At 62.9% G+C, this 20,308-nt stretch carries 20 protein-coding genes and 1 tRNA gene; 11 read left to right on the top strand and 10 right to left on the bottom strand.

Annotated elements, in window-relative coordinates:
• Nucleotides 1-213: 213 nt before the first annotated feature.
• The 9 genes from FE240_RS18210 to FE240_RS18170 form a co-directional block, all read right to left on the bottom strand.
• Nucleotides 214-290, bottom strand: a tRNA-Pro gene (locus FE240_RS18210).
• Between the two features lie 111 nt (nt 291-401).
• Nucleotides 402-1,100, bottom strand: a complete 699-nt coding sequence (locus FE240_RS18205) for an MOSC domain-containing protein (RefSeq protein ID WP_042047596.1) — start codon at nt 1,098-1,100, stop codon at nt 402-404.
• A 40-nt stretch (nt 1,101-1,140) separates the two neighbouring features.
• On the bottom strand, nt 1,141-1,992 hold the full coding sequence (locus tag FE240_RS18200) for an ABC transporter permease subunit (protein WP_042047597.1): 852 nt from the start codon (nt 1,990-1,992) through the stop codon (nt 1,141-1,143).
• Nucleotides 1,989-2,888, bottom strand: coding sequence for an ABC transporter permease subunit (locus tag FE240_RS18195; protein ID WP_042047598.1), 900 nt, complete (start codon nt 2,886-2,888; stop codon nt 1,989-1,991). The genes FE240_RS18200 and FE240_RS18195 overlap by 4 nt, the downstream gene beginning before the upstream one ends.
• The gene (gene potA / locus FE240_RS18190) at nt 2,885-4,039 is read right to left on the bottom strand and encodes a polyamine ABC transporter ATP-binding protein (protein ID WP_042047599.1); all 1,155 of its coding nucleotides are present in this window, start codon (nt 4,037-4,039) and stop codon (nt 2,885-2,887) included. Before potA ends, FE240_RS18195 begins: the two co-directional genes overlap by 4 nt.
• Before the next feature lie 88 nt (nt 4,040-4,127).
• The gene (locus tag FE240_RS18185; RefSeq protein ID WP_042047724.1) at nt 4,128-5,180 is read right to left on the bottom strand and encodes a polyamine ABC transporter substrate-binding protein; all 1,053 of its coding nucleotides are present in this window, start codon (nt 5,178-5,180) and stop codon (nt 4,128-4,130) included.
• Nucleotides 5,181-5,288: 108 nt separating this feature from the next.
• Nucleotides 5,289-6,386 (bottom strand): extracellular solute-binding protein, encoded by a 1,098-nt coding sequence (locus tag FE240_RS18180; RefSeq protein ID WP_193004600.1) that lies wholly within the window; start codon nt 6,384-6,386, stop codon nt 5,289-5,291.
• 45 nt (nt 6,387-6,431) lie between these two features.
• Nucleotides 6,432-7,790 (bottom strand): aspartate aminotransferase family protein, encoded by a 1,359-nt coding sequence (locus FE240_RS18175; protein ID WP_193002854.1) that lies wholly within the window; start codon nt 7,788-7,790, stop codon nt 6,432-6,434.
• Nucleotides 7,791-7,862: 72 nt separating this feature from the next.
• Entirely contained in the window at nt 7,863-9,194 is a 1,332-nt protein-coding gene (locus FE240_RS18170) for a glutamine synthetase family protein (protein ID WP_193002853.1), read from the bottom strand.
• Between the two features lie 414 nt (nt 9,195-9,608).
• Here FE240_RS18170 and FE240_RS18165 point away from each other — a divergent pair, with 414 nt between their 5' ends.
• From FE240_RS18165 to FE240_RS18115, 11 genes are all read left to right on the top strand, one after another.
• Nucleotides 9,609-9,995, top strand: coding sequence for a TraR/DksA family transcriptional regulator (locus FE240_RS18165; protein ID WP_042047606.1), 387 nt, complete (start codon nt 9,609-9,611; stop codon nt 9,993-9,995).
• A gap of 50 nt (nt 9,996-10,045) precedes the next feature.
• Nucleotides 10,046-10,900, top strand: coding sequence for a hypothetical protein (locus FE240_RS18160; protein ID WP_193002852.1), 855 nt, complete (start codon nt 10,046-10,048; stop codon nt 10,898-10,900).
• Nucleotides 10,901-10,922: 22 nt separating this feature from the next.
• Nucleotides 10,923-11,366: an Mpo1 family 2-hydroxy fatty acid dioxygenase gene (locus FE240_RS18155; protein ID WP_193002851.1), complete on the top strand. Its 444-nt coding sequence runs from the start codon at nt 10,923-10,925 to the stop codon at nt 11,364-11,366.
• A 12-nt stretch (nt 11,367-11,378) separates the two neighbouring features.
• Nucleotides 11,379-11,837, top strand: coding sequence for a CreA family protein (locus tag FE240_RS18150; protein ID WP_193002850.1), 459 nt, complete (start codon nt 11,379-11,381; stop codon nt 11,835-11,837).
• A gap of 17 nt (nt 11,838-11,854) precedes the next feature.
• The gene (locus FE240_RS18145) at nt 11,855-12,535 is read left to right on the top strand and encodes an SDR family oxidoreductase (RefSeq protein ID WP_193002849.1); all 681 of its coding nucleotides are present in this window, start codon (nt 11,855-11,857) and stop codon (nt 12,533-12,535) included.
• 84 nt (nt 12,536-12,619) lie between these two features.
• Nucleotides 12,620-13,609 carry a 2-hydroxyacid dehydrogenase gene (locus tag FE240_RS18140; RefSeq protein WP_193002848.1) on the top strand — a complete coding sequence of 330 codons (990 nt, stop codon included), beginning with the start codon at nt 12,620-12,622 and terminating at the stop codon, nt 13,607-13,609.
• Nucleotides 13,610-13,675: 66 nt separating this feature from the next.
• Entirely contained in the window at nt 13,676-15,034 is a 1,359-nt protein-coding gene (gene yegD / locus FE240_RS18135) for a molecular chaperone (RefSeq protein WP_193002847.1), read from the top strand.
• A gap of 95 nt (nt 15,035-15,129) precedes the next feature.
• Nucleotides 15,130-15,540 carry an META domain-containing protein gene (locus tag FE240_RS18130; protein ID WP_404800086.1) on the top strand — a complete coding sequence of 137 codons (411 nt, stop codon included), beginning with the start codon at nt 15,130-15,132 and terminating at the stop codon, nt 15,538-15,540.
• Between the two features lie 145 nt (nt 15,541-15,685).
• The gene (locus FE240_RS18125) at nt 15,686-16,519 is read left to right on the top strand and encodes an HDOD domain-containing protein (RefSeq protein ID WP_193002846.1); all 834 of its coding nucleotides are present in this window, start codon (nt 15,686-15,688) and stop codon (nt 16,517-16,519) included.
• On the top strand, nt 16,516-18,345 hold the full coding sequence (gene malZ / locus FE240_RS18120; protein WP_193002845.1) for a maltodextrin glucosidase: 1,830 nt from the start codon (nt 16,516-16,518) through the stop codon (nt 18,343-18,345). The genes FE240_RS18125 and malZ overlap by 4 nt, the downstream gene beginning before the upstream one ends.
• A gap of 75 nt (nt 18,346-18,420) precedes the next feature.
• On the top strand, nt 18,421-19,218 hold the full coding sequence (locus FE240_RS18115; protein ID WP_193002844.1) for a glycosyltransferase family 2 protein: 798 nt from the start codon (nt 18,421-18,423) through the stop codon (nt 19,216-19,218).
• A gap of 46 nt (nt 19,219-19,264) precedes the next feature.
• Here FE240_RS18115 and FE240_RS18110 read toward each other — a convergent pair whose 3' ends face one another.
• On the bottom strand, nt 19,265-20,299 hold the full coding sequence (locus FE240_RS18110; RefSeq protein ID WP_193002843.1) for a glycosyltransferase family 9 protein: 1,035 nt from the start codon (nt 20,297-20,299) through the stop codon (nt 19,265-19,267).
• Between the last annotated feature and the right edge of the window lie 9 nt (nt 20,300-20,308).

The following is a 20,308-nucleotide window of genomic DNA, read 5'->3' as shown; positions in this document are numbered from 1 at the left end:
GCTCGAAAGAGCGGCGTTTTCTTTTGTGCGCCTGCGCGACACCGGAAGGCAGAGGCAGAGGCAGAGGCAGAGGCAGAGGCAGAGGCAGAGGCAGAGGCAGAGGCAGAGGCAGAGGCAGAGGCAGAGGCAGAGGCAGAGGCAGGCTAGCACCGCCGAGAATCCTGGCAAGCGCACAATACAAAAAGGCCGCTCATTGAGCGGCCTTTTCCGATTTGGTCGGTGTGAGAGGATTCGAACCTCCGACCCCTTCGTCCCGAACGAAGTGCGCTACCAAGCTGCGCTACACACCGATGTCGACGGGGCGAGAATTTACCTAAACCCCCGTAACATGACAAGGCTTTTTTCACTTTTTTTAGTAAAAAGCCGCCATTTGCTCATCCCGCCGTCACAACGCTGGTTTTTCAGGCAGGAATGCCTTCCGGCCCGAGCAGACGGCGGCGCCAGTCACCCGGTTCGCCCCGCTCCAGCCAGTCACGAGCATGCTGCCGCCAGTTGGGAGAGAGAACCGGCAGCTCCGCCAGCAGGCGCAGATCGGCCTCGACCCGCTCCTGATTGAACAGGATGTCGGCGCAGCGCCGCACGCTCAGGTTGTGGGCGCGATCGATCAGGGTCAGCTCGGCATCCGGCGCCACCCACCCCTCCTCCAGCACCCGCAGCAGCCAGCCACAGCGGCCGCTGGCCTGTAGCAGCACGGCGAAACCGGGATAACCGAAGCAGGCATTGAGCTTGAAGCAGGGGGAGCGCGGCTGACTCACTTGCACCAGCGCCTCGCCAAGGCGGAACACATCGCCGATATGCACCTGCCCCTCACTCATGCCCAGGGTCGACAGATTCTCGCCAAACGCCGCCGGCTGCCATGGGGTGACGGGGTCCGCCAGTCCCAGGCTGCGCTGCCAGCTGCGCCAGAAGGGGTAATGATCGGCTGGGTAGTGGTGCAACGCCCGCTCCGGCCCACCATGGTGGCGCCGTTCGGCCTGTTCGTCCCCCTGCAGCCCAAAGAGGCCGCACCAGAGGGGTTGAGAGGCGGGTTGCTTATCGATGGCAGAGAGGAGCTGGGGAGCCAGTTCACGCGTTGAACCGGCAAAGAGGGAAATCCGCATTCTCATCCTCCTGATTGACGAGAGAATGCGGATTTTATCATCACTGGGCGTCGACCACCGCCTGCATCTGCTGCATCTGGGCGATCTCGCTCTTGCGCCGCCGCTCAGCCTTAGCCATGGAGTACCATGCCACGAAGGTGAACAGGGAGACCGACAGCAGGATCAGACTAGCCACGGCGTTGATCTCGGGTTTCACCCCGAGGCGCACCGCCGAGAAGATCTCCATCGGCAGCGTGGTGGAGCCAGGGCCCGCCACGAAGCTGGCCAGCACCAGATCATCGAGGGAGAGGGCAAACGCCATCATGCCGCCCGCAGCCAGCGAGGGGGCGATCATCGGGATGGTGATGAGAAAGAACACCTTCCACGGGCGCGCACCCAAGTCCATGGCGGCCTCCTCGATGGAGAGATCCAGCTCGCGCAGGCGCGCCGACACCACGATCGCCACATAGGCGGTACAGAAGGTGGTGTGGGCGATCCAGATGGTCAGCATGCCGCGTTCGGCAGGCCACCCCACCAGCTGGGCCATGGCCACGAACAGCAGCAACAGCGACAGACCGGTGATCACCTCGGGCATGACCAGTGGCGCCGTCACCATGCCGCCGAACAGGGTTCGGCCGCGAAAGTGCGGGATGCGGGTCAGCACGAAAGCCGCCAGGGTACCGAGCGCCACCGCGGCGATCGCCGTGTAGAGGGCGATCTCCAGCGAACGCAGCACAGCGTTGATGAGCTGGCTGTTATCGAGCAGGCTGAAGTACCACTTCACCGACCAGCCGCCCCACACCGTCACCAGCTTGGAGGCGTTGAAGGAGTAGATCACCATGATGACCATGGGCAGGTAGATAAAGCCAAGCCCGAGCCACAACATGATGCGCGAGAAGTTGTGCTGTCTCATGCCTTGCCCTCCAGTTCCTTGGCCTGGTTACGGTTGAACAGAATGATGGGGATGAGGAGAACCACCAGCATCACCACCGCCAGCGCCGAGGCCACCGGCCAGTCGCGGTTGTTGAAGAACTCCTGCCACAGCACCCGGCCAATCATCAGGGTCTCGGGGCCGCCGAGCAGCTCAGGGATCACAAACTCCCCAACCACCGGAATGAACACCAGCATGCAGCCGGCGATGATGCCGTTCTTGGAGAGGGGCACAGTGATCTGCCAGAAACGGGTCAAGTTGCGCGCCCCCAGATCCGAGGCCGCCTCAAGCAGGCTCTGATCGTGCTTGGCCAGGTTGGCGTAAAGCGGCAACACCATGAACGGCAGGTAGGAGTAAACGATACCGATATACACCGCCGTGTTGGTGTTGAGGATCTGCAACGGCTGGTCGATGAGACCCACCCCCATCAACAGGCTGTTGAGCAGGCCGTTGTTGCTGAGAATGCCCATCCACGCATAGACCCGGATCAGGATGGCGGTCCAGGTCGGCATCATGATGAGCAGCAGGTAGACGGTCTGCATGTGCTTGTCGGCCTTGGAGATGGCATAGGCCATGGGGTAGCCGATCAGCAGACAGAGCAGGGTGCTGACGCACGCCATCTTGAGCGAGCCGAGATAGGCCGCCAGATAGAGCTCATCCTCATCGAGCAGCAGGTAGTTGCCGAGATTGAGCAGTATGGTGAGCTGGCTGTCAGCCCAGGTCACCACATCCGTGTAGGGCGGGATCGCCACGTCCGCTTCGGCGAAGCTGATCTTCAGCACCATGATGAACGGCAGCAGGAAGAACAGGAACAGCCAGAAGAAGGGGACGGCGATGACGAAGCGCTGCCCGATTGCCAACTTCAACCGACGTTTCATGATTGCAGTACCACGCCGCTGTCATCTTCCCAGTACAGGAACACCTGATCATCCCAGGTGGGCCGCTTGCCGTGGCGTTCGGCGTTGGCGATGAAAGCCTGAACAATCTTGCCCGAGGGCAGTTGGATGTAATAGACAGAGTGGCCGCCCAGGTAGGCGATGTCATAGACCTCACCCTTGGTCCAGTTGAAGTCCGGGTGCTCGATCTCCACCGGCTTTTGCAGGCTCATCAGCAGCTTCTCAGGACGCAGGGCATAGGTCACCTTCTTGTTCTCGGCACGCGAGCTGATGCCGTGACCCACGTAGATGGGCTGCTCCAGATCGGCGCAGGCGATGGTGGCGTGGTCCTGCTCATCCTCCACCAGCATGCCGTCAAACAGGTTGACGTTGCCGATGAACTCGCACACCAGACGGCTGACCGGGGTCTCGTAGATGTCCATCGGGCTACCGATCTGTTCGATGCAGCCTAAGTGCATGATGGCGATGCGCTCGGCCATGGTCATGGCCTCTTCCTGATCGTGGGTCACCATGACGCAGGTCACCCCGACCCGCTCGATGATCTCAACCAGCTCGAGCTGCATCTGGGAGCGCAGCTTCTTATCGAGGGCCCCCATCGGCTCGTCCAGCAGCAGCAGCTTGGGGCGCTTGGCCAGGGAACGGGCCAGGGCCACCCGCTGGCGCTGGCCACCGGAGAGCTGGTGCGGCTTGCGACGGGCATACTGGGTCATCTGCACCAGTTTGAGCATCTCTTCGACCCGGGCGTCGATCTCGGCCTTGGGCAGACTGTCTTGCTTGAGGCCGAAGGCGATGTTCTGAGCCACCGTCATGTGCGGGAACAGGGCGTAAGACTGGAACATCATGTTGATCGGCCGCTCGTAGGGAGGCATGTCGGTAATATCCACCCCGTCGAGGAAGATACGCCCCTCGGTCGGGCGCTCGAACCCGGCCAGCATGCGCAGCAGGGTCGACTTGCCGGAGCCGGAGCCGCCGAGCAGGGCAAAGATCTCGCCCTTGTTGATATTCAAAGAGACGTTGTCCACCGCCAGAGTCTCGTCGAACTGCTTACTCACCCGATCGATCTTGACCAGCACCTCTTTGCGCTGCTGGCTTCCTTCTAGGGCTTTCTTGTAGGCACTGGAGGCTATTGCCATTACCACACTCCTAATAATGCACACCGCCCCTTGCGGCCGTGCCGTTGCATCCAATCTGGACGAACCCAGAGGGCCGCCCGCGGCTTCTTCACTTGCCGGACTTGATCTTGGTCCAGCTACGGGTCAGCAGGCGCTGCACCTGGGCCGTACGCTCCTTCTGGATATACAGCCGGTTCAGCACTGCCTGAGGCGGGTAAACCGACTCGTTGTTGGTCAGCTCGGGGCTCATGAAGGCCCGCGCTGCCGGGTTGGGGTTGGCATAGCCAACGTAGTCGCTCACCTCGGCGATCACCTTGGGGTCGAGCAGGTAGTTGATGAAGGCGTGGGCCTCGTTGACGTTCTTCGCGCCGGCCGGGATGGCCATCATGTCGAACCAGAGGTTGCCCCCCTCCTTCGGGATCACATACGCGATGTCGATCCCCTTGCCCGCCTCCTCGGCCCTGGCAGCCGCCTGCAACACGTCACCGGAAAAACCAGCCGCCACGCAGACGTCGCCATTGGCCAGATCGCCGATGAACTTGGAGGAGTGGAAATAGGTGACATAGGGGCGCAGCACCATGAAGCGCGCCTCCGCCGCCCGAATATCGGCCGGATCGCCACTGTTGGGGTCCTTGCCAAGGTAGTTGAGCATGGCCGGGATCATCTCGTCCGCCGAGTCGAGAAACGCCACGCCGCAGCTATGCAGCTTCTTGAGGTTTTCCGGCTCGAACAGGACACGCCACGAGTCGATACGCTCGACCCCCAGCACCGCCTTCACCTTGTCGATGTTGTAACCGATGCCGTTGGTGCCCCATAGGTAGGGCACGGCATACAGGTTGCCCGGATCGGCCTCCTGCAACTGCTGCATCAGCAGCGGATCGAGGTGGTTCCAGTTCGGCAGCAGACGGCGATCCAGCTTCTGGAACGCCCCCGCCTTGATCTGTTTGGCCAGGAAGTTGTTGGAGGGAACGACCACGTCATAACCGGTGTTACCGGTCAACAACTTGCCCTCAAGAGTCTCGTTGGAGTCAAACACGTCATACACGGGCCGGATACCGGTGGCCTGCTGGAACTGGGCCAGCGTCTGTTCACCGATATAGTCCGACCAGTTGTAGATGTGCACGGTAGGGGCGGCCTGTGCGCACGATGCGCCCATGGCCATCCCCAGAGCAATGCTCAACAGAGTCTTGTTCACAGATCCATCCTCGTATCTTGGGTGGTCCCCATCACGCTCCGGCGAGCCCCCTCCCGAGAGAGGGGGCGATACGGCTTACTTACCAGACTTGATCTTGGTCCAGCTGCGGGTCATGGTCCGCTGCACCTTGGCCGGCAGATCCGGGAAGGTGTAGATCTTCTTGAGGGTATCCGGGGTCGGGTAGATGCCCGGATCGGTGCGGATGGCCTCATCCACCAGCGGGGTGGCGGCCTTGTTGCCGTTCGGGAACTGCACGGCGTTGGTGATCTCGGCCATGATATCGGGCTTCATCAGGAAGTTGAGGAAGGCATAGGCCTCGTCAACGTTCTTGGCATCGGCCGGAATGGCGATCATGTCAAAGAAGCTGCCCGCCCCCTCCTTCGGAATGGAGTAGACGATGTTCACCCCATTCTTCGCCTCGACGGCACGGGACTTGGACTGCTGCAAATCACCGGAGTAGCCGACCGCCACACAGATGTTGCCGTTGGCCAGGTCACCGATGTACTTGGAGGAGTGGAAATAGGTCACGTAGGGGCGGATGGCGAGGAACAGCTCCTCAGCCTTCTTCAGATCAGCCGGCTTCTGGGAGTCGTTCGGCAGACCCAGGTAGTGCAGGGCAGACGGCAGGATCTCGGTCGGAGAGTCGAGGAAGGAGACACCACACTCCTTGAGCTTGGCGATGTTCTCCGGCTTGAACACCAGATCCCAGGAATCGACCGGAGCCTGGTCACCCAGGGCCGCCTTCACCTTATCGACGTTGTAGGCGTAACCTATGGTGCCCCACATGTAGGGGAAGGAGTACTGGTTACCCGGATCGCTCGGCTCCAGCGCCTTGAGCAGATCGGTGTCGAGGTTCTTCCAGTTCGGCAGCTTGGACTTGTCCAGCTTCTGGAAGACGCCCGCCTTGATCTGCTTGGCCAGGAAGGGGTTGGAGGGAACCACGACGTCATAGCCCGATTTACCGGCCAGCAACTTGGCTTCCAGCACTTCGTTGCTGTCGAACACGTCGTAGACGACCTTGATACCGGTCTCTTTCTCGAACTTTTCGATGGTATCCGGCGCAATATAGTCGGACCAGTTGTAGACATGCAGCACCTTGTCGGCCGCCACCGCATTTCCAGCCAGCATGGCGGACGCCACGCAGACGGCAAGTACACCCTTGTTAAAAGACATCATCCTTGTCTCCTTACAGTTGCATAAGGTCACCGATCTAGAGCGTCAAACGAGCAGCCGTTCGGCGGTCAGCTCCAGACTCCGTCTAGCCAGGTCAACCAGGTTATCCACCTCCGTCTCGGTGATCACCAACGGGGGCGATATGATCATCGTATCGCCGACCGCTCGCATCACCAAGCCATTGTCAAAACAGAACTCGCGACAGGTCAGACCGGCATGGGCCGTGGCCGGGAAGCGGGTTTTGCTGTGTTTGTCCTGTACTATCTCCAGTGCGGCCACCATGCCTTTGCCCCGGGTTTCCCCGACGATCGGCAGGGCGGAGAGCTCTGCCCAGCGGCGCTGGAGATAAGGCGCGATTCTATCATGTACTCGCTTAACTATGCTCTCTTTTTGCATAAGGCGAATGTTAGCGATCGCTACGGCGCAAGAGACCGGATGACCTGAATAGGTGAAGCCATGGGCGAACTCGCCGCCACGCTCGATCACCCCCGCTACCCGGTCGCTCACCATGACGGCCCCCAGTGGCACATATCCCGAGGTGATCCCCTTGGCCAGACACATGAAATCGGGGCGAATGCCGAAGGTGTCGCAGCCAAACCATGACCCGGTACGACCGAAGCCACAGATCACCTCATCGGCAATCAACAAAATGCCGTAGTGATCGCAGATGCGCTGCACCTCGGGCCAGTAACTCTCGGGCGGGATGATGACCCCGCCGGCTCCCTGGATCGGCTCACCGATGAAAGCCGCCACCTTGTCCGGCCCCAGCTCAAGGAGCTTCTGCTCGAGCTGGCGCGCCCGCGCCAGTCCGAACTCGTGCGGGCTCATCCCCTGCCCCTCGCCAAAGTGGTAGGGCTGGTCGATGTGAACGATCCCAGGGATCGGCAGCGAGCCCTGCTCGTGCATGCCCCGCATGCCGCCGAGACTGGCCCCCGCCACCGTCGAGCCGTGATAGGCGTTGCGGCGGCTGATGATCACCTGGCGCTCCGGCTTCCCCTGACAGGCCCAGTAATGGCGCACCATACGTAATACCGTATCATTACACTCCGAACCTGAACCGGTGAAAAACACCTGGTTAAATCCTGGCGGAGTCACCTCGGCCAGCAGGCTAGCCAACTCGATGGCCGGCGGGTGGGCAGTCTGGAAGAAGAGATTGTAGTAGGGCAGCTCACGCATCTGCCGTTCGGCCGCTGCGATCAGCTCCTCGCAGCCATAACCCATGTTGACGCACCACAGGCCGGCCATGCCGTCGAGGATGCGCCGCCCCTCCGAGTCGATGAGATAGACCCCCTCACCACGGGTGATGATGCGTGCCCCCTTATCCCGTAGCTGCTGGTGATCGGTAAAGGGGTGCAAATGGTGGCTGGCATCGCGCCGCTGCCACTCACGGGTATCAAGATCCATGTTGTCACTCCTTGCGCGGGCTTCACGGTCGCCCTAGGTTCCCTAAGTGAAGCGGGCCTCGCGGCCCGCCTGTCACACGTTCAGCAGCAGAAACTCTCGTTCCCATGAGCTGATGACACCGAAATAGGTCTCGTACTCCTTGCGCTTGACCGCCACGAAGGCACGCACGAAGCGCTCCCCCAGCATCTCCTTGATGGGCTCGCACTGCTCGAGGTGGGTCAACGCCTCCTCCAGGGTGCGCGGCAGGCTATAGGGCAGGTCATAGGCGCTGCTCTTCATCTCCGGCAGCGGCTCAAGCTGCTCCTTGATGCCGAGATAGCCGCATGCCAGGGTGGCGGCGATGGCCAGATAGGGGTTGGCATCGGCACCGGCAAAACGGTTCTCGACCCGGCGCGCCGCCGTGTCAGCGAAGGGGATGCGCAGACCGCAGGTGCGGTTCTCGATACCCCACTGCACGTTACGCGGGGCACTCTCACCAAAGGTGAGGCGACGGTAGGAGTTGACGTTGGGGGCCAGCAGGGCGGTGACCGCCGGGGTGTACTTCTGCAACCCGGCGATGAAGTGCATGAACATCTGGGTGTTGCCGCCATCGGCGCTGCCAAACAGGTTCACCCCGTTCCCATCCTCCAAGCTCTGGTGGATGTGCATGGCCGACCCCGGTTCGTGGCTCATCGGCTTGGCCATGAAGGTGGCATAGATGCCGTGCTTGTGGGCCGCCTCGCGCATGGTGCGCTTGAACAGGAACACCTGGTCGGCCAGATCGATGGCATCCCCGTGCAGGAAGTTGATCTCCATCTGGGCTGCGCCGGACTCGTGCACCAAGGTGTCGACCTCCAGCTCCTGGGCCTCGCAGTAGTCGTACATGTCCTCGAAGATGGGGTCGAACTCGTTCACCGCATCGATGCTAAATGACTGGCGCGCCGTCTCGGGTCGGCCATTGCGGCCGATCGGCGGCTCCAGCGGGTAGTCGGCATCCTCATTGCGCTTGATGAGGTAGAACTCCAACTCGGGGGCCACCACCGGCTTCCATCCCTCCTGCTGGTAGCACGACAGTACCCGGCGCAGCACCGAGCGCGGGGCAATGTCCACCAGTTGGCCGGTCGCATCGAAGCAGTCGTGGATCACCTGAGCCGTCGGCTCCGCCGCCCATGGCACGAAGCGGATGGTGTTGGGATCCGGGTAGAGCAGCATGTCCCGCTCCAGCGGGTCGACCATGCTGTCATCATCGGGATAGTCGCCAGTGACGGTCTGAATGAAGATGACCTCGGGCAGCCGCAGCCCTCCTTCACGCAGAAACTTGCTGGCCGGGATAATCTTGCCGCGGGCATTGCCGGTAAAATCCGGGATGAGACACTCCACCTCAGTGATACGATTGGCGTCCATCCAGCTCTTGATACGATCCATATATAACCCCGACAGGTTGGGCAATCGGGTGCCATCCTGGCACCTTGTTACCGGAATGTAAGCCCTACCATCTAAGCCACCGCCCAATTTTGGTGTCAAGGCAGGCGTTTAAAAAAATAAATGAACCCGGCCTCATTTAGCCAACTTGGTGCAAAATACTAAACACCCGCCCCCTTATGCCCCCTGCGTCGAGCTGTGCCGTTTCCCAGCAAAAGGCGTCAAAAAGCACTGGTGTTTCCCCATACCGCGCACAATTTGCAGAAACAGCGCTTTGCTATCCGCCGAAGATCTGATACAAGGCCCGCCCTGATTTCGTGCAGCAACACGCAAGTCAGACTGCGGGGATTCGGTCTGGTCACAGACCGCCCATATCCATACTGACAATCGGGTTTGAATACACGGGTAATAGATCACATGTGTGACGTTATGACTGAAGACCAGCTGGCCTTTTACAAAGGCCAAATCCAGGCGCAAATCGACAACATCGAGGAGCGTCTGAACTCCCAGGCCAGCCAGGCGATCGCCACCGACACCAACGAGATGGCCGACGAGATCGATCGCGCCAGTGTCGAAGAGGCTCGCCGCCTCGAGCTGAACCGCATCGAGCATGACAAGCTGCACCTGCGCAAGCTCAAGGCCGCCCTCAAGCGCATCGATGAAGGGGATTTCGGCTACTGCGAATCCTGTGGTGACGAGATCGCCGAGAAGCGCTTGCAGGCTCGCCCCGAGTCACGCTTCTGTGTCGAGTGCCAGAGCACCAAGGAGTTCAACGACAACCACGTCTATCGCCGCGTCGCCTGACATTTCTGCTAGAATCCGGCCCATTCCTGCCCCTTCCGGAGTGTGGCCCGATGAAATGGCTCGGCTGGCTGTGCCTGTTGCTCCCCCTGCTGACGCAGGCACAGCCCCTCAAGATCAAAGTCCCCCAGCTGCCCGTACACCAGCTGGCCGACGAGTACCAGCTGCCGCTGCTCAAACTGGCGCTGGAAAAATCCGGTACCCCCTTCACCATCGAGCTGGTGCCCACCACCCTGACCCAGGACTCGCTGCGTCGCGAGCTGGAAGAGGGTAAGCGCTTCAACCTCTACTGGATGGGCACCTCGAGCGAGCTCGAGTCCCGCCTCACCGCCATCCCCATTCCGCTGTTTCGTGGCATGGAAGGAATGCGGGTGGCCCTTATTCATCAGGATGACCAGGAAAAATTCGCCCAGATCACCGGGCTGGAGCAACTGCGTAAATTTCGCGCAGGTCAAGGGATCGGTTGGAGTGATGGCCGAATCCTCGACGCGGCTGGCATCCCCACCTACGCCGGGCGCGCCGCTAACCTGTTTCGCCTCATCAACCGCCGCGAGGCCATCGACTTCTTTCCGCGCTCTCTGGTCGAGGCCTTCAGCGAGCAGCACGAGCTGGTCGAGCCGTATCCCAATCTGGTGATCGAGCGCCACCTGCTGCTGCGCTACCCCTATGCCCAGTTCTTCTTCGTCAACCATGACCAAAAGAAGCTGGCCAAGGCGCTGCAAACCGGCCTAGAGCGGGCCTATGCCGATGGCAGCTTCCTGCGTTTCTTCAACCAGCACCCCAGGGTGCGCGAGGCGCTGGCTGGCGCCAATCTGGCGGGTCGCACCACCATTACCCTGAGTAACCCCGATGTGACCGATGCCATGCGCAAGGTGCCAGCCCACTACTGGGAGTGGCCACTGCCCTGATTGCCGGCTCAAGGAGGAGCCCATGAAATCCATCGCTGCGTGGTTTGCCGCTTACGCCACCTGTCACCGCCACCCCGGCAACCTCGCCATCCACCAGATGGCGGTACCCGGCATCTGCCTGAGTGTCATCGCTCTGTTGCAGGCACTGCCGGCGCCAGTCTGGGCTGGCTGGGGTGCCCTCGTCGCCATCCCGATATTGCTGTTCTATCTGCGCCTCTCCTTCGGCCTGTGCGTCCGCATGGCTCTGTTCACTGCCGCCGGACTCTGGCTGTGGCAGGGGATGGACGCCGTTTCCCCTCTCTGGCCATGGGTTCTGACGCTGTTTGCTCTACTCTGGCTGGCCCAATTCATCGGCCACCGCGGGGAAGGGCGCCGTCCCGCCTTCTTCACCGACCAGCAGTTTCTGCTGATAGGCCCCCTCTGGGTGCTGGCCGGCCTCTATCGCCGGCTGCGTATCCCCAACTAGACGAGGATATCCATGCGTCACTCTCTCCTGCTTGCCACCCTGCTCTGTGCCGGCGCCGTCCAGGCAACCGATGCCGACCGGGTCGGCGAGGTCAGCACCGCCTTCAAGCTGTTTGGCCCCAACCACAAGATCGTCATCGAGGCCTTTGATGATCCCCGTATCAAAGGCGTGACCTGCTACCTGGCCCGCCCCAAAACCGGCGGCATCAAGGGCGGGCTGGGGCTGGCCGAAGACCCTTCCCATGCCACGCTGTCGTGCCACCAGGTGGGCCCCATCACCCTGCAGACCAAGCTCAAGGAGAGCGAAGAGGTGTTTGACGTAAGCACCTCGCTGGTGTTCAAAGAGCAGCGAGTCGTGCGTTTTTATGACGCCAAGCGCAACGCCTTGGTCTATCTCACCTACAGCACCAAGCTGGTCGACGGCTCTTACAAGAGCGCCGTCAGCGCCGTGCCCATCATGCCGTGGGGTTAACCCACAAGGAGAACAGGATGTACGAGACCATACTGGTTACCGGTGCCACCAGCGGCATCGGTCATGCGTTGGTGCACGATCTGTGCGGTCGCGGCTATCGCGTCTATGCCAGCGGCAGGAACGAGGCGGCGCTGACCGCGCTGATGGCCGCTACCGGCTGCCTCGGCAGCACCGCCGATCTGACCGACCCGCAGCAGGCGCTGGATCTCTACCAGCGGGCCCGCACCGCCCTCGGTCACATCGACGTACTGGTCAACAACGCCGGGGCCAACCACCGCAAGGCACCGATCGCCGAGACCAGCCTGGAGGAGTTCGAGCTGCAATACGCCCTCAACCTGCGCGCCCCCTACCTGCTCGGGCGTGAGGCGCTGCGCGAGATGATCCCGCGCGGCAGCGGCTACCTCATCAATGTGGTGAGCACCTGTGCCCTGCGCCACCCCAGCCCCATGGGGATCTACAGCGCCATGAAAAGTGGCCTGGCTAGCCTGAGCCAGGTGATGATGAAAGAGGCGCAGCCCCACGGCATCAAGGTCTCGACCCTCTACCCAGGCGGCGTCGACACCCCGTTCCGTGCCGAGGCCAAGCCCCACTACATGCAACCGGCCAGCGTTGCCGCCACCCTGGTGACCCTGCTCACCCTGCCAGCCGATGTCGTCGTCCATGAGATGACGTTCCGGCCGCCGGCCGAGCTGGAGTGAACCCTTTTCCCACACGGTGAAGCGGGTGATCGGGATCACGCTTTGTAGTAACGTGGAGCCATCGCCCGCATCGGAGTCAACAAGATGAAAATCGCTGTCTTCAGCAGTAAGAGTTACGACAAGGAGCACTTCCAGAAGGCCAACGCCGCCTACGGCTTTGATCTGGAATTTTTTGACGTGCGCCTCGAAACCAAAACCCTGCGGCTGGCCCACGGCTTCCCCGTGGTCTGCCTGTTCGTCAACGATGATGCCGACCGCGCCATCCTGAGCGAGCTGGCCCAGTTCGGCACCAAGGTGATCGCCCTGCGCTGCGCCGGCTACAACAACGTGGATCTGGTGGCCGCCAAGGAGCTGGGACTGACCGTGGTGCGGGTGCCCGCCTACTCCCCCGAAGCGGTGGCCGAGCACGCGGTAGGGCTGATGATGACCCTCAACCGCCGCATCCATAAGGCCTACCAGCGCACTCGCGACGCCAACTTCTCCCTTGAGGGGCTGGTCGGCTTCAACATGTTCGGCCGCACCGCTGGCGTCATCGGCACCGGCAAGATCGGCCTGGCGACCCTGCGCATCCTCAAGGGGTTCGGCATGCGCCTACTGGTGAGCGACCCTTACCAGAACCCAGCCGCCATCGAACTCGGCGCTGAGTACGTCGATCTCGACACCCTCTACCGCGAGTCCGATGTCATCTCCCTGCACTGCCCCCTGTTCCAGGAGAACTATCACCTGCTCAACGCGGCCGCCTTCGCCAAGATGAAAGACGGGGTGATGATCATCAACACCAGCCGCGGCGGCCTGCTCGACGCCAACGCCGCCATCGAAGCGCTCAAGACCGGGCGCATCGGTGCGCTCGGCCTCGACGTCTACGAGGAGGAGGAGGAGCTGTTCTTCGAGGACAAGTCCAACGAGGTGATCACCGATGACGTATTCCGCCGCCTCTCGGCCTGCCACAACGTGCTGTTCACCGGTCACCAGGCCTTCCTGACCCGCGAGGCGCTGCACGCCATCGCCGACACCACCCTGAGTAACGTCAAGGCGGTGCACGAGGGACGCCACAGCAGTAACGAAGTGGAATAAGCCGCCGCTTGAGCCCCGCTCCGGCTTTGGGGTAGGCTCTCTCTTTTGCCCGGGAGAACCTGCCCCATGTTTGTCGGATTCGATTACGGCACCTCCAACTGCGCCATGGCGGTGCTGGAGCAGGGGGGCCCGCGCCTGCTGCCACTCGGACGCTCCGCCTATCTCCCCTCCACCCTGCACGCCCCGCACCGGGATGCCATCCCCGGCCTGCTCGCCGAAGCCCTGCCTGCGCCACTGCGCGAACGTTACCTAGCCCTGCGCGGCCCGCAGATCCAGCGAGCCCAGAGCCTGCGCCGTACCCTGCGCGAAGAGGGGCTGCCCGACGAGCTGGCCTTTGGCGAAGCGGCACTGGAGGCCTATCTGGAGGAGCCGGACGAGGGCTACTACATCAAGTCGCCCAAATCCTTCCTCGGCGCCTCCGGCCTCAAGGCCCCGCAGATCGCCCTGTTCGAAGACATAGTGCTGGCCATGATGCTACAGGTGAAACAGCGCGCCGAGGCGCTCATCGGCGCCCCGATCACCCAGGCGGTGATCGGCCGGCCGGTCAACTTCCAAGGGCTGGCCGGTGAAGAGAGCAACCGCCAGGCTCTGGCCATCCTGAACGAGGCGGCCAGCCTAGCCGGTTTTGAGCAGGTGGCGTTTCTCTATGAGCCGGTCGCCGCCGGTTTCGAATTCGAGGCCCGCCTCAGCGAGGATTGCACCGTGCTGGTGGTGGACATCGGCGGTGGTACCACCGACTGCTCCATGCTGCGCATGGGGCCGAGTTACCGGGATAGACTCGAGCGCGACGCCCAGATGCTCGGCCACAGCGGCCAGCGCATCGGCGGCAACGACTTCGACATCCGCCTGACGGTGGAGGGGATCATGCCGCTGCTCGGCATGCACGAGCGGCTCAAGACCGGCAAGCCGCTGCCCCATCCCCTGTTCTGGGATGCGGCTGCCATCAACGACGTGGCGGCCCAGAGCCGCTTCTATAGCCTGACCACGGGGCGCGAGCTGCAAGACATGCTGCTCGACTGCCAGCCGGGCAGCCTGCTGTCCCGTCTCATCCGCCTACGCGAGCACAAACTGAGCCACCAACTGGTGTGGCGCGCCGAGCAGGGCAAGATCGCCCTCTCCGAGCAGCCGGTGAGCCGCCAGCCCCTCGGCGAGCTGGAGCGCGACCTCAGCGTCGAGCTGACCCGGTCACAACTGGCCGATGCCGCCGCCCTGCTGCTCGACAAGATCGGTGAGCTGATGGACGAGGCGATCGCCCAAGCCGGGTGCCAGCCGGATCGGGTGTTCGTCACCGGAGGCAGCGCCAAGTCACCGCTGGTTGCCCGCTTCATCAGTGAGCGTCTGCCCGGCGTACCGGTCGAAGGGGGGGACGATCTCGGTTCGGTGGCCGCCGGCTTGGCCCGTCACGCCGCCCGCCTGTTCCGCTGACGCCCCGCGACAGGGGCGGTCGGTTGAGCACCCCGCCCCTCTGTCATCCCCTCCGGCCAGCCTCTATCCTTGCCCTCAACCAAGGAGCCGCCGTGATCAACCGCCCAGCCATCATCCTCACCAGCCTGCTACTCACCGCCTGTAGTACCCCCAGCACCCTCCGCCAGGAGTTGATGCACCATCACTGGGTGCTGGAGAGTGTCGACCAGCGCCCGGTGCAATCCGAGCGCGACCGAGCCCCTGATCTCGAGATCGGCGAACACTTCACCGTTAACGGTATCGCCGGCTGCAACCGCTACTTCGGCAAAGGCAACCTGAAGCAGGGGCGCTTCTGGGTCAGCAGCCTCGGCAGCACCGAGATGGCCTGCGGCGCCACCCTGGACGTGGTGGAGCAAGCGGTGCTCACCACACTGCAGCAAGGCGCGACACTGACCACTGACGCGCAGGGGCTGACGCTACAAGGAGAACAGCACACCCTGCGGTACCGGTTGGAAGAGTGGAAATAACACGCTAACCCCGCCATAGCGCTCACCCCGGCGTGCATTGCGCGCAGGCATGAGTTCCCGGCTGAACATGGGGCCATCGAAAGGAGGCGGCCCGCGCTCCCCTGTGACACAATAAGCACAGTTGGCCACAGGGAACCGCCACACCATGTCGATGGATCGCCTCTTTGACAAGATCAAGCAGTTACCGAGCATTCCCCAGCTACTGCATGAGCTGATGCACAGTTTCGGTGACGAAAACGCCCGCATTGACGACATCGCCGCCAAGATCGCCATGGATCAGGTGATCAGCGTCAAGGTGCTGCGCATGGCCAACTCGGCGGCCTTTCGCCGTGGCAACGAGGTCACCTCCATCGAGCAGGCGGTGATACGCCTTGGCTTCTCTCGCCTGCGCTCGCTGGTGGTGGCCTCCGGCATCATGAGCGGCTTCAAGGCCCCCCCCAGCTTCGACAAGACCCGCTTCTGGACCGAGACCTTCCAGGTCGCCACCATCGCCAAGACCCTGGCCCAGCAGTGCGGCACGGTCGATCCCGACACCGCCTTCACCTGTGCCCTGATCCACAACATCGGCGAACTGCTCATCCAGACCACCCTACCGGAAGAGGCGGAGCTGGTGCACATGGCTATCGAGCGGGGCGCCAGCCGGGTCGATGCCCAGCGCGAGATGCTGGGTTACGACTACGCCCAGCTCGGCGCCGAACTGGCGCGGCGCTGGAACCTGGCCGACACCTTCGTCACCGCCATCGCCGAGCAGCTTGATCCGCTGGAACATGATCCGGTGAGCAAGGAGGCGGTGCTGATCCGGCTGGCGGTCTTTGTCTCGTTCGCCTGGAGTGCCGGCGTGCCGGCTCAGGCCATCGCGGCCCGCTTTCCACGCGCCCTCGCTGAACAACTGGCGCTGGACCCGGCCACCCTCATCCCCCATCTGGAATCACTACATCAACAGGGCAATGCCCTGGCCGACATATTGACGACCCCATGACCCCACCCTTTCTGTTTCACCCCCAGGTGTCGCCCTGGTTTCGCGCGACCCACGATCAACTGCTGCTGACCCTGTTCAGCGATGCCGAGACCGCCTTCGACCAAGTGCTGCTGCGCCTTGAGCCCGATAACGAGGAGGAGCTGCACCCCATGGCGCTCCTTGAACAACGTGGCCGGTTGCAGATATGGCAGATCGCAGTGCCCCTACCACGCGGCCAGGAGCACCACCGCTACTGCTTCAAGTGCCTCACCGACGATGGCCAATGGTGGCTGCACGGCGGTGGCTGTGACCCCGCCATGCCGGCACGCGACACCCATTTTCGTTACAACAGCCGCCACCGGCCACCGGCCTGGGTGCAGGATCAGGTGTTCTACCAGATCTTCCCCGATCGCTTCTGCAACGGCGATCCGAGCCTCGACGTGCAGACCGGCGACTATGACTACCGCAATCGCCCTGTCATTCATAAGGCGTGGGGAGAACCAGTCAGCGCCCAGGGTGAAGGCACCGCCGCCTGCGAATTCTACGGCGGCGATCTGGCCGGCATCGACCAGAAGCTGCACTACCTGCAATCGCTCGGGGTGAGCGCTCTCTACCTCAACCCCATCTTCGCCTCACCGAGCAACCACAAGTACGACACCCAGGACTACTACCGGGTCGATCCCCACTTCGGCAGCAATGCCCAGTTCGCCGAGCTGACCCGCAACCTGCGCCAGCGCGGCATGCGGCTGGTGCTCGATGCGGTGGTCAACCACACCTCCACCGAACACCCCTGGTTTGCCCCTCCCGCAGGGGCCCACCGCAACCCCGCCTCCCCCTGGCGCAGCTTCTACACCTTCGATGCCGAGGGCGACTACGTCAGCTGGAAGGGGATCCGCAGCCTACCCAAGCTCGATTTTGCCAGCGAGCAGGTGCAGGACGCCGTCTATCGCGCCGATGACGCCATTTTGCGCCACTGGATGCGCCCTCCCTACCTGATCGATGGCTGGCGCCTCGACGTCATCCACATGCTGGGAGAAGAGGGCTGCGCCCAGGGCAACCGTCATCATGTGCGGGCCATCCGGACCGCCATCAAGCAGGAGAACCCGGACGCCTACGTGCTCGGCGAGCACTTCTTCGAGGCCAGCCAGTGGTTGCAGGGCGATCAAGAGGACGGCGCCATGAACTACTACGGCTTCGCCCACCCGATCCGGGCCTTCCTGGCCGGCAAGGACATCGCCTATCACCCGATCAAGATCAGCGCCGCCGGGCTCGACCAGTGGCTGCGCCAGGCCCGAGCCCATATCCCGTTTGCCAACCAGCTGGCCCAGTTCAACCTGCTCGACAGCCACGACACCGCCCGCTTCCTGCAACTGCTGGACGGGGATCGCACCCGCATGACCCTGGCCGTCACCCTGCTGATGACCTATATCGGCGTCCCCTGCATCTACTACGGCGACGAGGTGGGCATGCTGGGGGGCAACGATCCTGACTGCCGCCGCTGTTTCCCATGGGAGACCACCCATTGGGATCACGCGTTGCACGAGCGCTACCGCCACCTGATCCGCCTGCGCCGGCAACGGCCGGCCCTGCGCCGTGGCGACTGCCAGACCCTGTATGCCGGCGATCACACCCTGGCCTTCGCCCGCACCCTGGAGAGCGATCAGGTGGTGGTGGCCTGCAACCGTCACCCGACCAACCCGCGCACCCTCACCCTGCCTCTGTGGCAGACCGGCGCCAGTGCCACCCGCTTTCGCGATGCCAGCAGCGGCGAGCGCTTCGAACTGGTGCAGGGCGAGTTACAACTGACCCTGCCCCCCGGCGCGGCCCGCGTACTCATCGCCACCTGATCCACGCCGCCCGGCCTTTGCCCCACGCCGGGCGGAAGATTAGAATGTGCCCCTAACCTGCAAACGGATAACCCTATGTCAGCTCAGCAACCCGTGACCCTGGCGGTCGCCATCACTACCTTCAACAGCATGCGCTGCCTGCCCCAGGTGCTCGACAGCCTGGATGGGCTGGCCGAACGGGTGGTCATCGTCGACTCCGGCTCCACCGACGGGACTCGCGAGTACGCCAGCGAGCGCGGTTGCGTGGTCATCGAGCGCCCCTGGCCGGGCCCGCTCAAGCAGAAGGTCTTCGCCATGGAGCAGTGCGCACCGGCCAAGTGGATCCTGCTGCTCGACTCCGACGAGTCGCTCGAACCGGAACTCAAGGCCGATATCGCCCGGGTGATGCAGGAAGATGACAGCGCGATCGCCGCCTGGGAGTTCCAGCGCAAGATCTGGTTCCTCGGCGGCTGGCTGCACCACATGTACCAGCCGGAGTGGCGCCTGAGGCTGGTTCGCGACGGCCAGTGGCGGATGGAGGGCAAGATGGGCCTCTACCACGACAAGCTGGTGACCGACGGCAAGGTGGGCAAGCTCAAGGGGATCTGTCGCCACGACTCCTATGCCGACATCAAGGATGCGGTGCTGCGCGCCCAGCGCTACGCCGAGCGGGCGGTAGGCCGTGAACTCAAGGGCGGGCGCTGGTATGACTTCGTCTGGTGCGTCATCGACGTGCTGTGGCGCCACGGCATCCGCCAGCGTGCCTTCCTCGACGGCAAGCGCGGGCTCATCATGCTGGGTATCACCATGGCTTCCAAGCTGATCCGCCAGGCCTACCTGTGCGAGCAGCGCCTCAACCCGCGCCCGAAGGACTGGGACAACCCTGTGGTGTAACGGCAATAAAAAAACGGGCTCATAAGAGCCCGTTTTTCATGGGAGATCAAGACCAGAAGCGGGGAGCCCAATCGGCAATCTCGGCCGCCACCACCTTGGGCTCTATCTGGCTCATGTCCTCCGGATGATCGCTATCCTCCGGCGGGCTGAAGGCCAGGTGGCGCCCCTCGCCGTTGAGCGGCCGCCAGCGCAGCGGCGTGGCCGAGCGGCGCATCGGGAAGAAGCCGACCGTCGGCACGTCCATGGCAGCCGCGATGTGCAGCGGCCCTGTGCTGCCCGCCATGAACAGGGCAGCGTTAGCGATCACTTGGCAGAACAGGGGCAACCCCCCTTCCGAGCGGTAGATCCAGCCGTTGCCACCGTGGGCCAGCATCTCGGCAGCCAACTGCTCGGCGATCTTCTCCTCCCCCGGGCCGGCAGTGAGGATGCACTGCAACTCGGGCCGCGCCTGGTTGAGCTTGATGATGATGCGGGCGTACTGCTCGATGGAGAGGTTGTTGGCCGAGCCACCGCTGCCGGCATGCACCAGCAACCAGGGACGCTCGGCATCTACCCGCAACCGCGCCGCCACCTGCTCGCGCACTCGGGCCAGCACCTCGGGCGGGAAGCGCAGGAAGGGGGCCGAGGGTTCGACCGGGCTTGCCCCCTGCTCGCGCACAAAGTGGCGGATCAGATCGAGGTTGTACTCGGATTCGGGCTTCTCGGAGCGGGAACGGCGCTGGGTCAGGCGATGGTTGTAGAGCACCTGGGCCAACTTGGTGGCCGGCGCCAACCGGTAGGGAATGCCCGCCTTCCACACCAACATGGCATTGCGCGAATTGGAGAAGAGGCAGATGGCGGCATCAAACGCCTGCTGCTTGACCCGCGCCAGCAAAGCCAGTTGGGTCTCTTTGTCCGCCCCCTTGCCGGGATCGATTATCACGTCGTCGATCCAGGGGCACAATTGCGCCAGCGGCGCCGTGTAGGCGGGCACCAGGGCGGTCACGTGGCAAGGCAGCGACTGCTTGAGCATGGCAAAGCTCGGCCAGGCCAGCATGAAGTCGCCGATCTTGTCGTTGCGGACCACCAGTATACGTTTCATCACAACCTC

Origin of the sequence: Aeromonas simiae (assembly GCF_014892695.1) — a bacterium.
GTDB lineage: Bacteria > Pseudomonadota > Gammaproteobacteria > Enterobacterales > Aeromonadaceae > Aeromonas > Aeromonas simiae.
Note: the sequence above shows the minus strand (reverse complement) of the source record. Positions and strands in the feature narration are given on the sequence as shown.

What these genes read in the sequence shown, in the direction of transcription:
- FE240_RS18205 (WP_042047596.1), bottom strand. Translation starts at nt 1,100, where the DNA reads ATGCGGATTTCCCTCTTTGCCGGTTCAACGCGTGAACTGGCTCCCCAG.
- FE240_RS18200 (WP_042047597.1), bottom strand. Translation starts at nt 1,992, where the DNA reads ATGAGACAGCACAACTTCTCGCGCATCATGTTGTGGCTCGGGCTTGGC.
- FE240_RS18195 (WP_042047598.1), bottom strand. Translation starts at nt 2,888, where the DNA reads ATGAAACGTCGGTTGAAGTTGGCAATCGGGCAGCGCTTCGTCATCGCC.
- potA (WP_042047599.1), bottom strand. Translation starts at nt 4,039, where the DNA reads ATGGCAATAGCCTCCAGTGCCTACAAGAAAGCCCTAGAAGGAAGCCAG.
- FE240_RS18185 (WP_042047724.1), bottom strand. Translation starts at nt 5,180, where the DNA reads ATGGCCATGGGCGCATCGTGCGCACAGGCCGCCCCTACCGTGCACATC.
- FE240_RS18180 (WP_193004600.1), bottom strand. Translation starts at nt 6,386, where the DNA reads ATGTCTTTTAACAAGGGTGTACTTGCCGTCTGCGTGGCGTCCGCCATG.
- FE240_RS18175 (WP_193002854.1), bottom strand. Translation starts at nt 7,790, where the DNA reads ATGGATCTTGATACCCGTGAGTGGCAGCGGCGCGATGCCAGCCACCAT.
- FE240_RS18170 (WP_193002853.1), bottom strand. Translation starts at nt 9,194, where the DNA reads ATGGATCGTATCAAGAGCTGGATGGACGCCAATCGTATCACTGAGGTG.
- FE240_RS18165 (WP_042047606.1), top strand. Translation starts at nt 9,609, where the DNA reads ATGTGTGACGTTATGACTGAAGACCAGCTGGCCTTTTACAAAGGCCAA.
- FE240_RS18160 (WP_193002852.1), top strand. Translation starts at nt 10,046, where the DNA reads ATGAAATGGCTCGGCTGGCTGTGCCTGTTGCTCCCCCTGCTGACGCAG.
- FE240_RS18155 (WP_193002851.1), top strand. Translation starts at nt 10,923, where the DNA reads ATGAAATCCATCGCTGCGTGGTTTGCCGCTTACGCCACCTGTCACCGC.
- FE240_RS18150 (WP_193002850.1), top strand. Translation starts at nt 11,379, where the DNA reads ATGCGTCACTCTCTCCTGCTTGCCACCCTGCTCTGTGCCGGCGCCGTC.
- FE240_RS18145 (WP_193002849.1), top strand. Translation starts at nt 11,855, where the DNA reads ATGTACGAGACCATACTGGTTACCGGTGCCACCAGCGGCATCGGTCAT.
- FE240_RS18140 (WP_193002848.1), top strand. Translation starts at nt 12,620, where the DNA reads ATGAAAATCGCTGTCTTCAGCAGTAAGAGTTACGACAAGGAGCACTTC.
- yegD (WP_193002847.1), top strand. Translation starts at nt 13,676, where the DNA reads ATGTTTGTCGGATTCGATTACGGCACCTCCAACTGCGCCATGGCGGTG.
- FE240_RS18125 (WP_193002846.1), top strand. Translation starts at nt 15,686, where the DNA reads ATGTCGATGGATCGCCTCTTTGACAAGATCAAGCAGTTACCGAGCATT.
- malZ (WP_193002845.1), top strand. Translation starts at nt 16,516, where the DNA reads ATGACCCCACCCTTTCTGTTTCACCCCCAGGTGTCGCCCTGGTTTCGC.
- FE240_RS18115 (WP_193002844.1), top strand. Translation starts at nt 18,421, where the DNA reads ATGTCAGCTCAGCAACCCGTGACCCTGGCGGTCGCCATCACTACCTTC.
- FE240_RS18110 (WP_193002843.1), bottom strand. Translation starts at nt 20,299, where the DNA reads ATGAAACGTATACTGGTGGTCCGCAACGACAAGATCGGCGACTTCATG.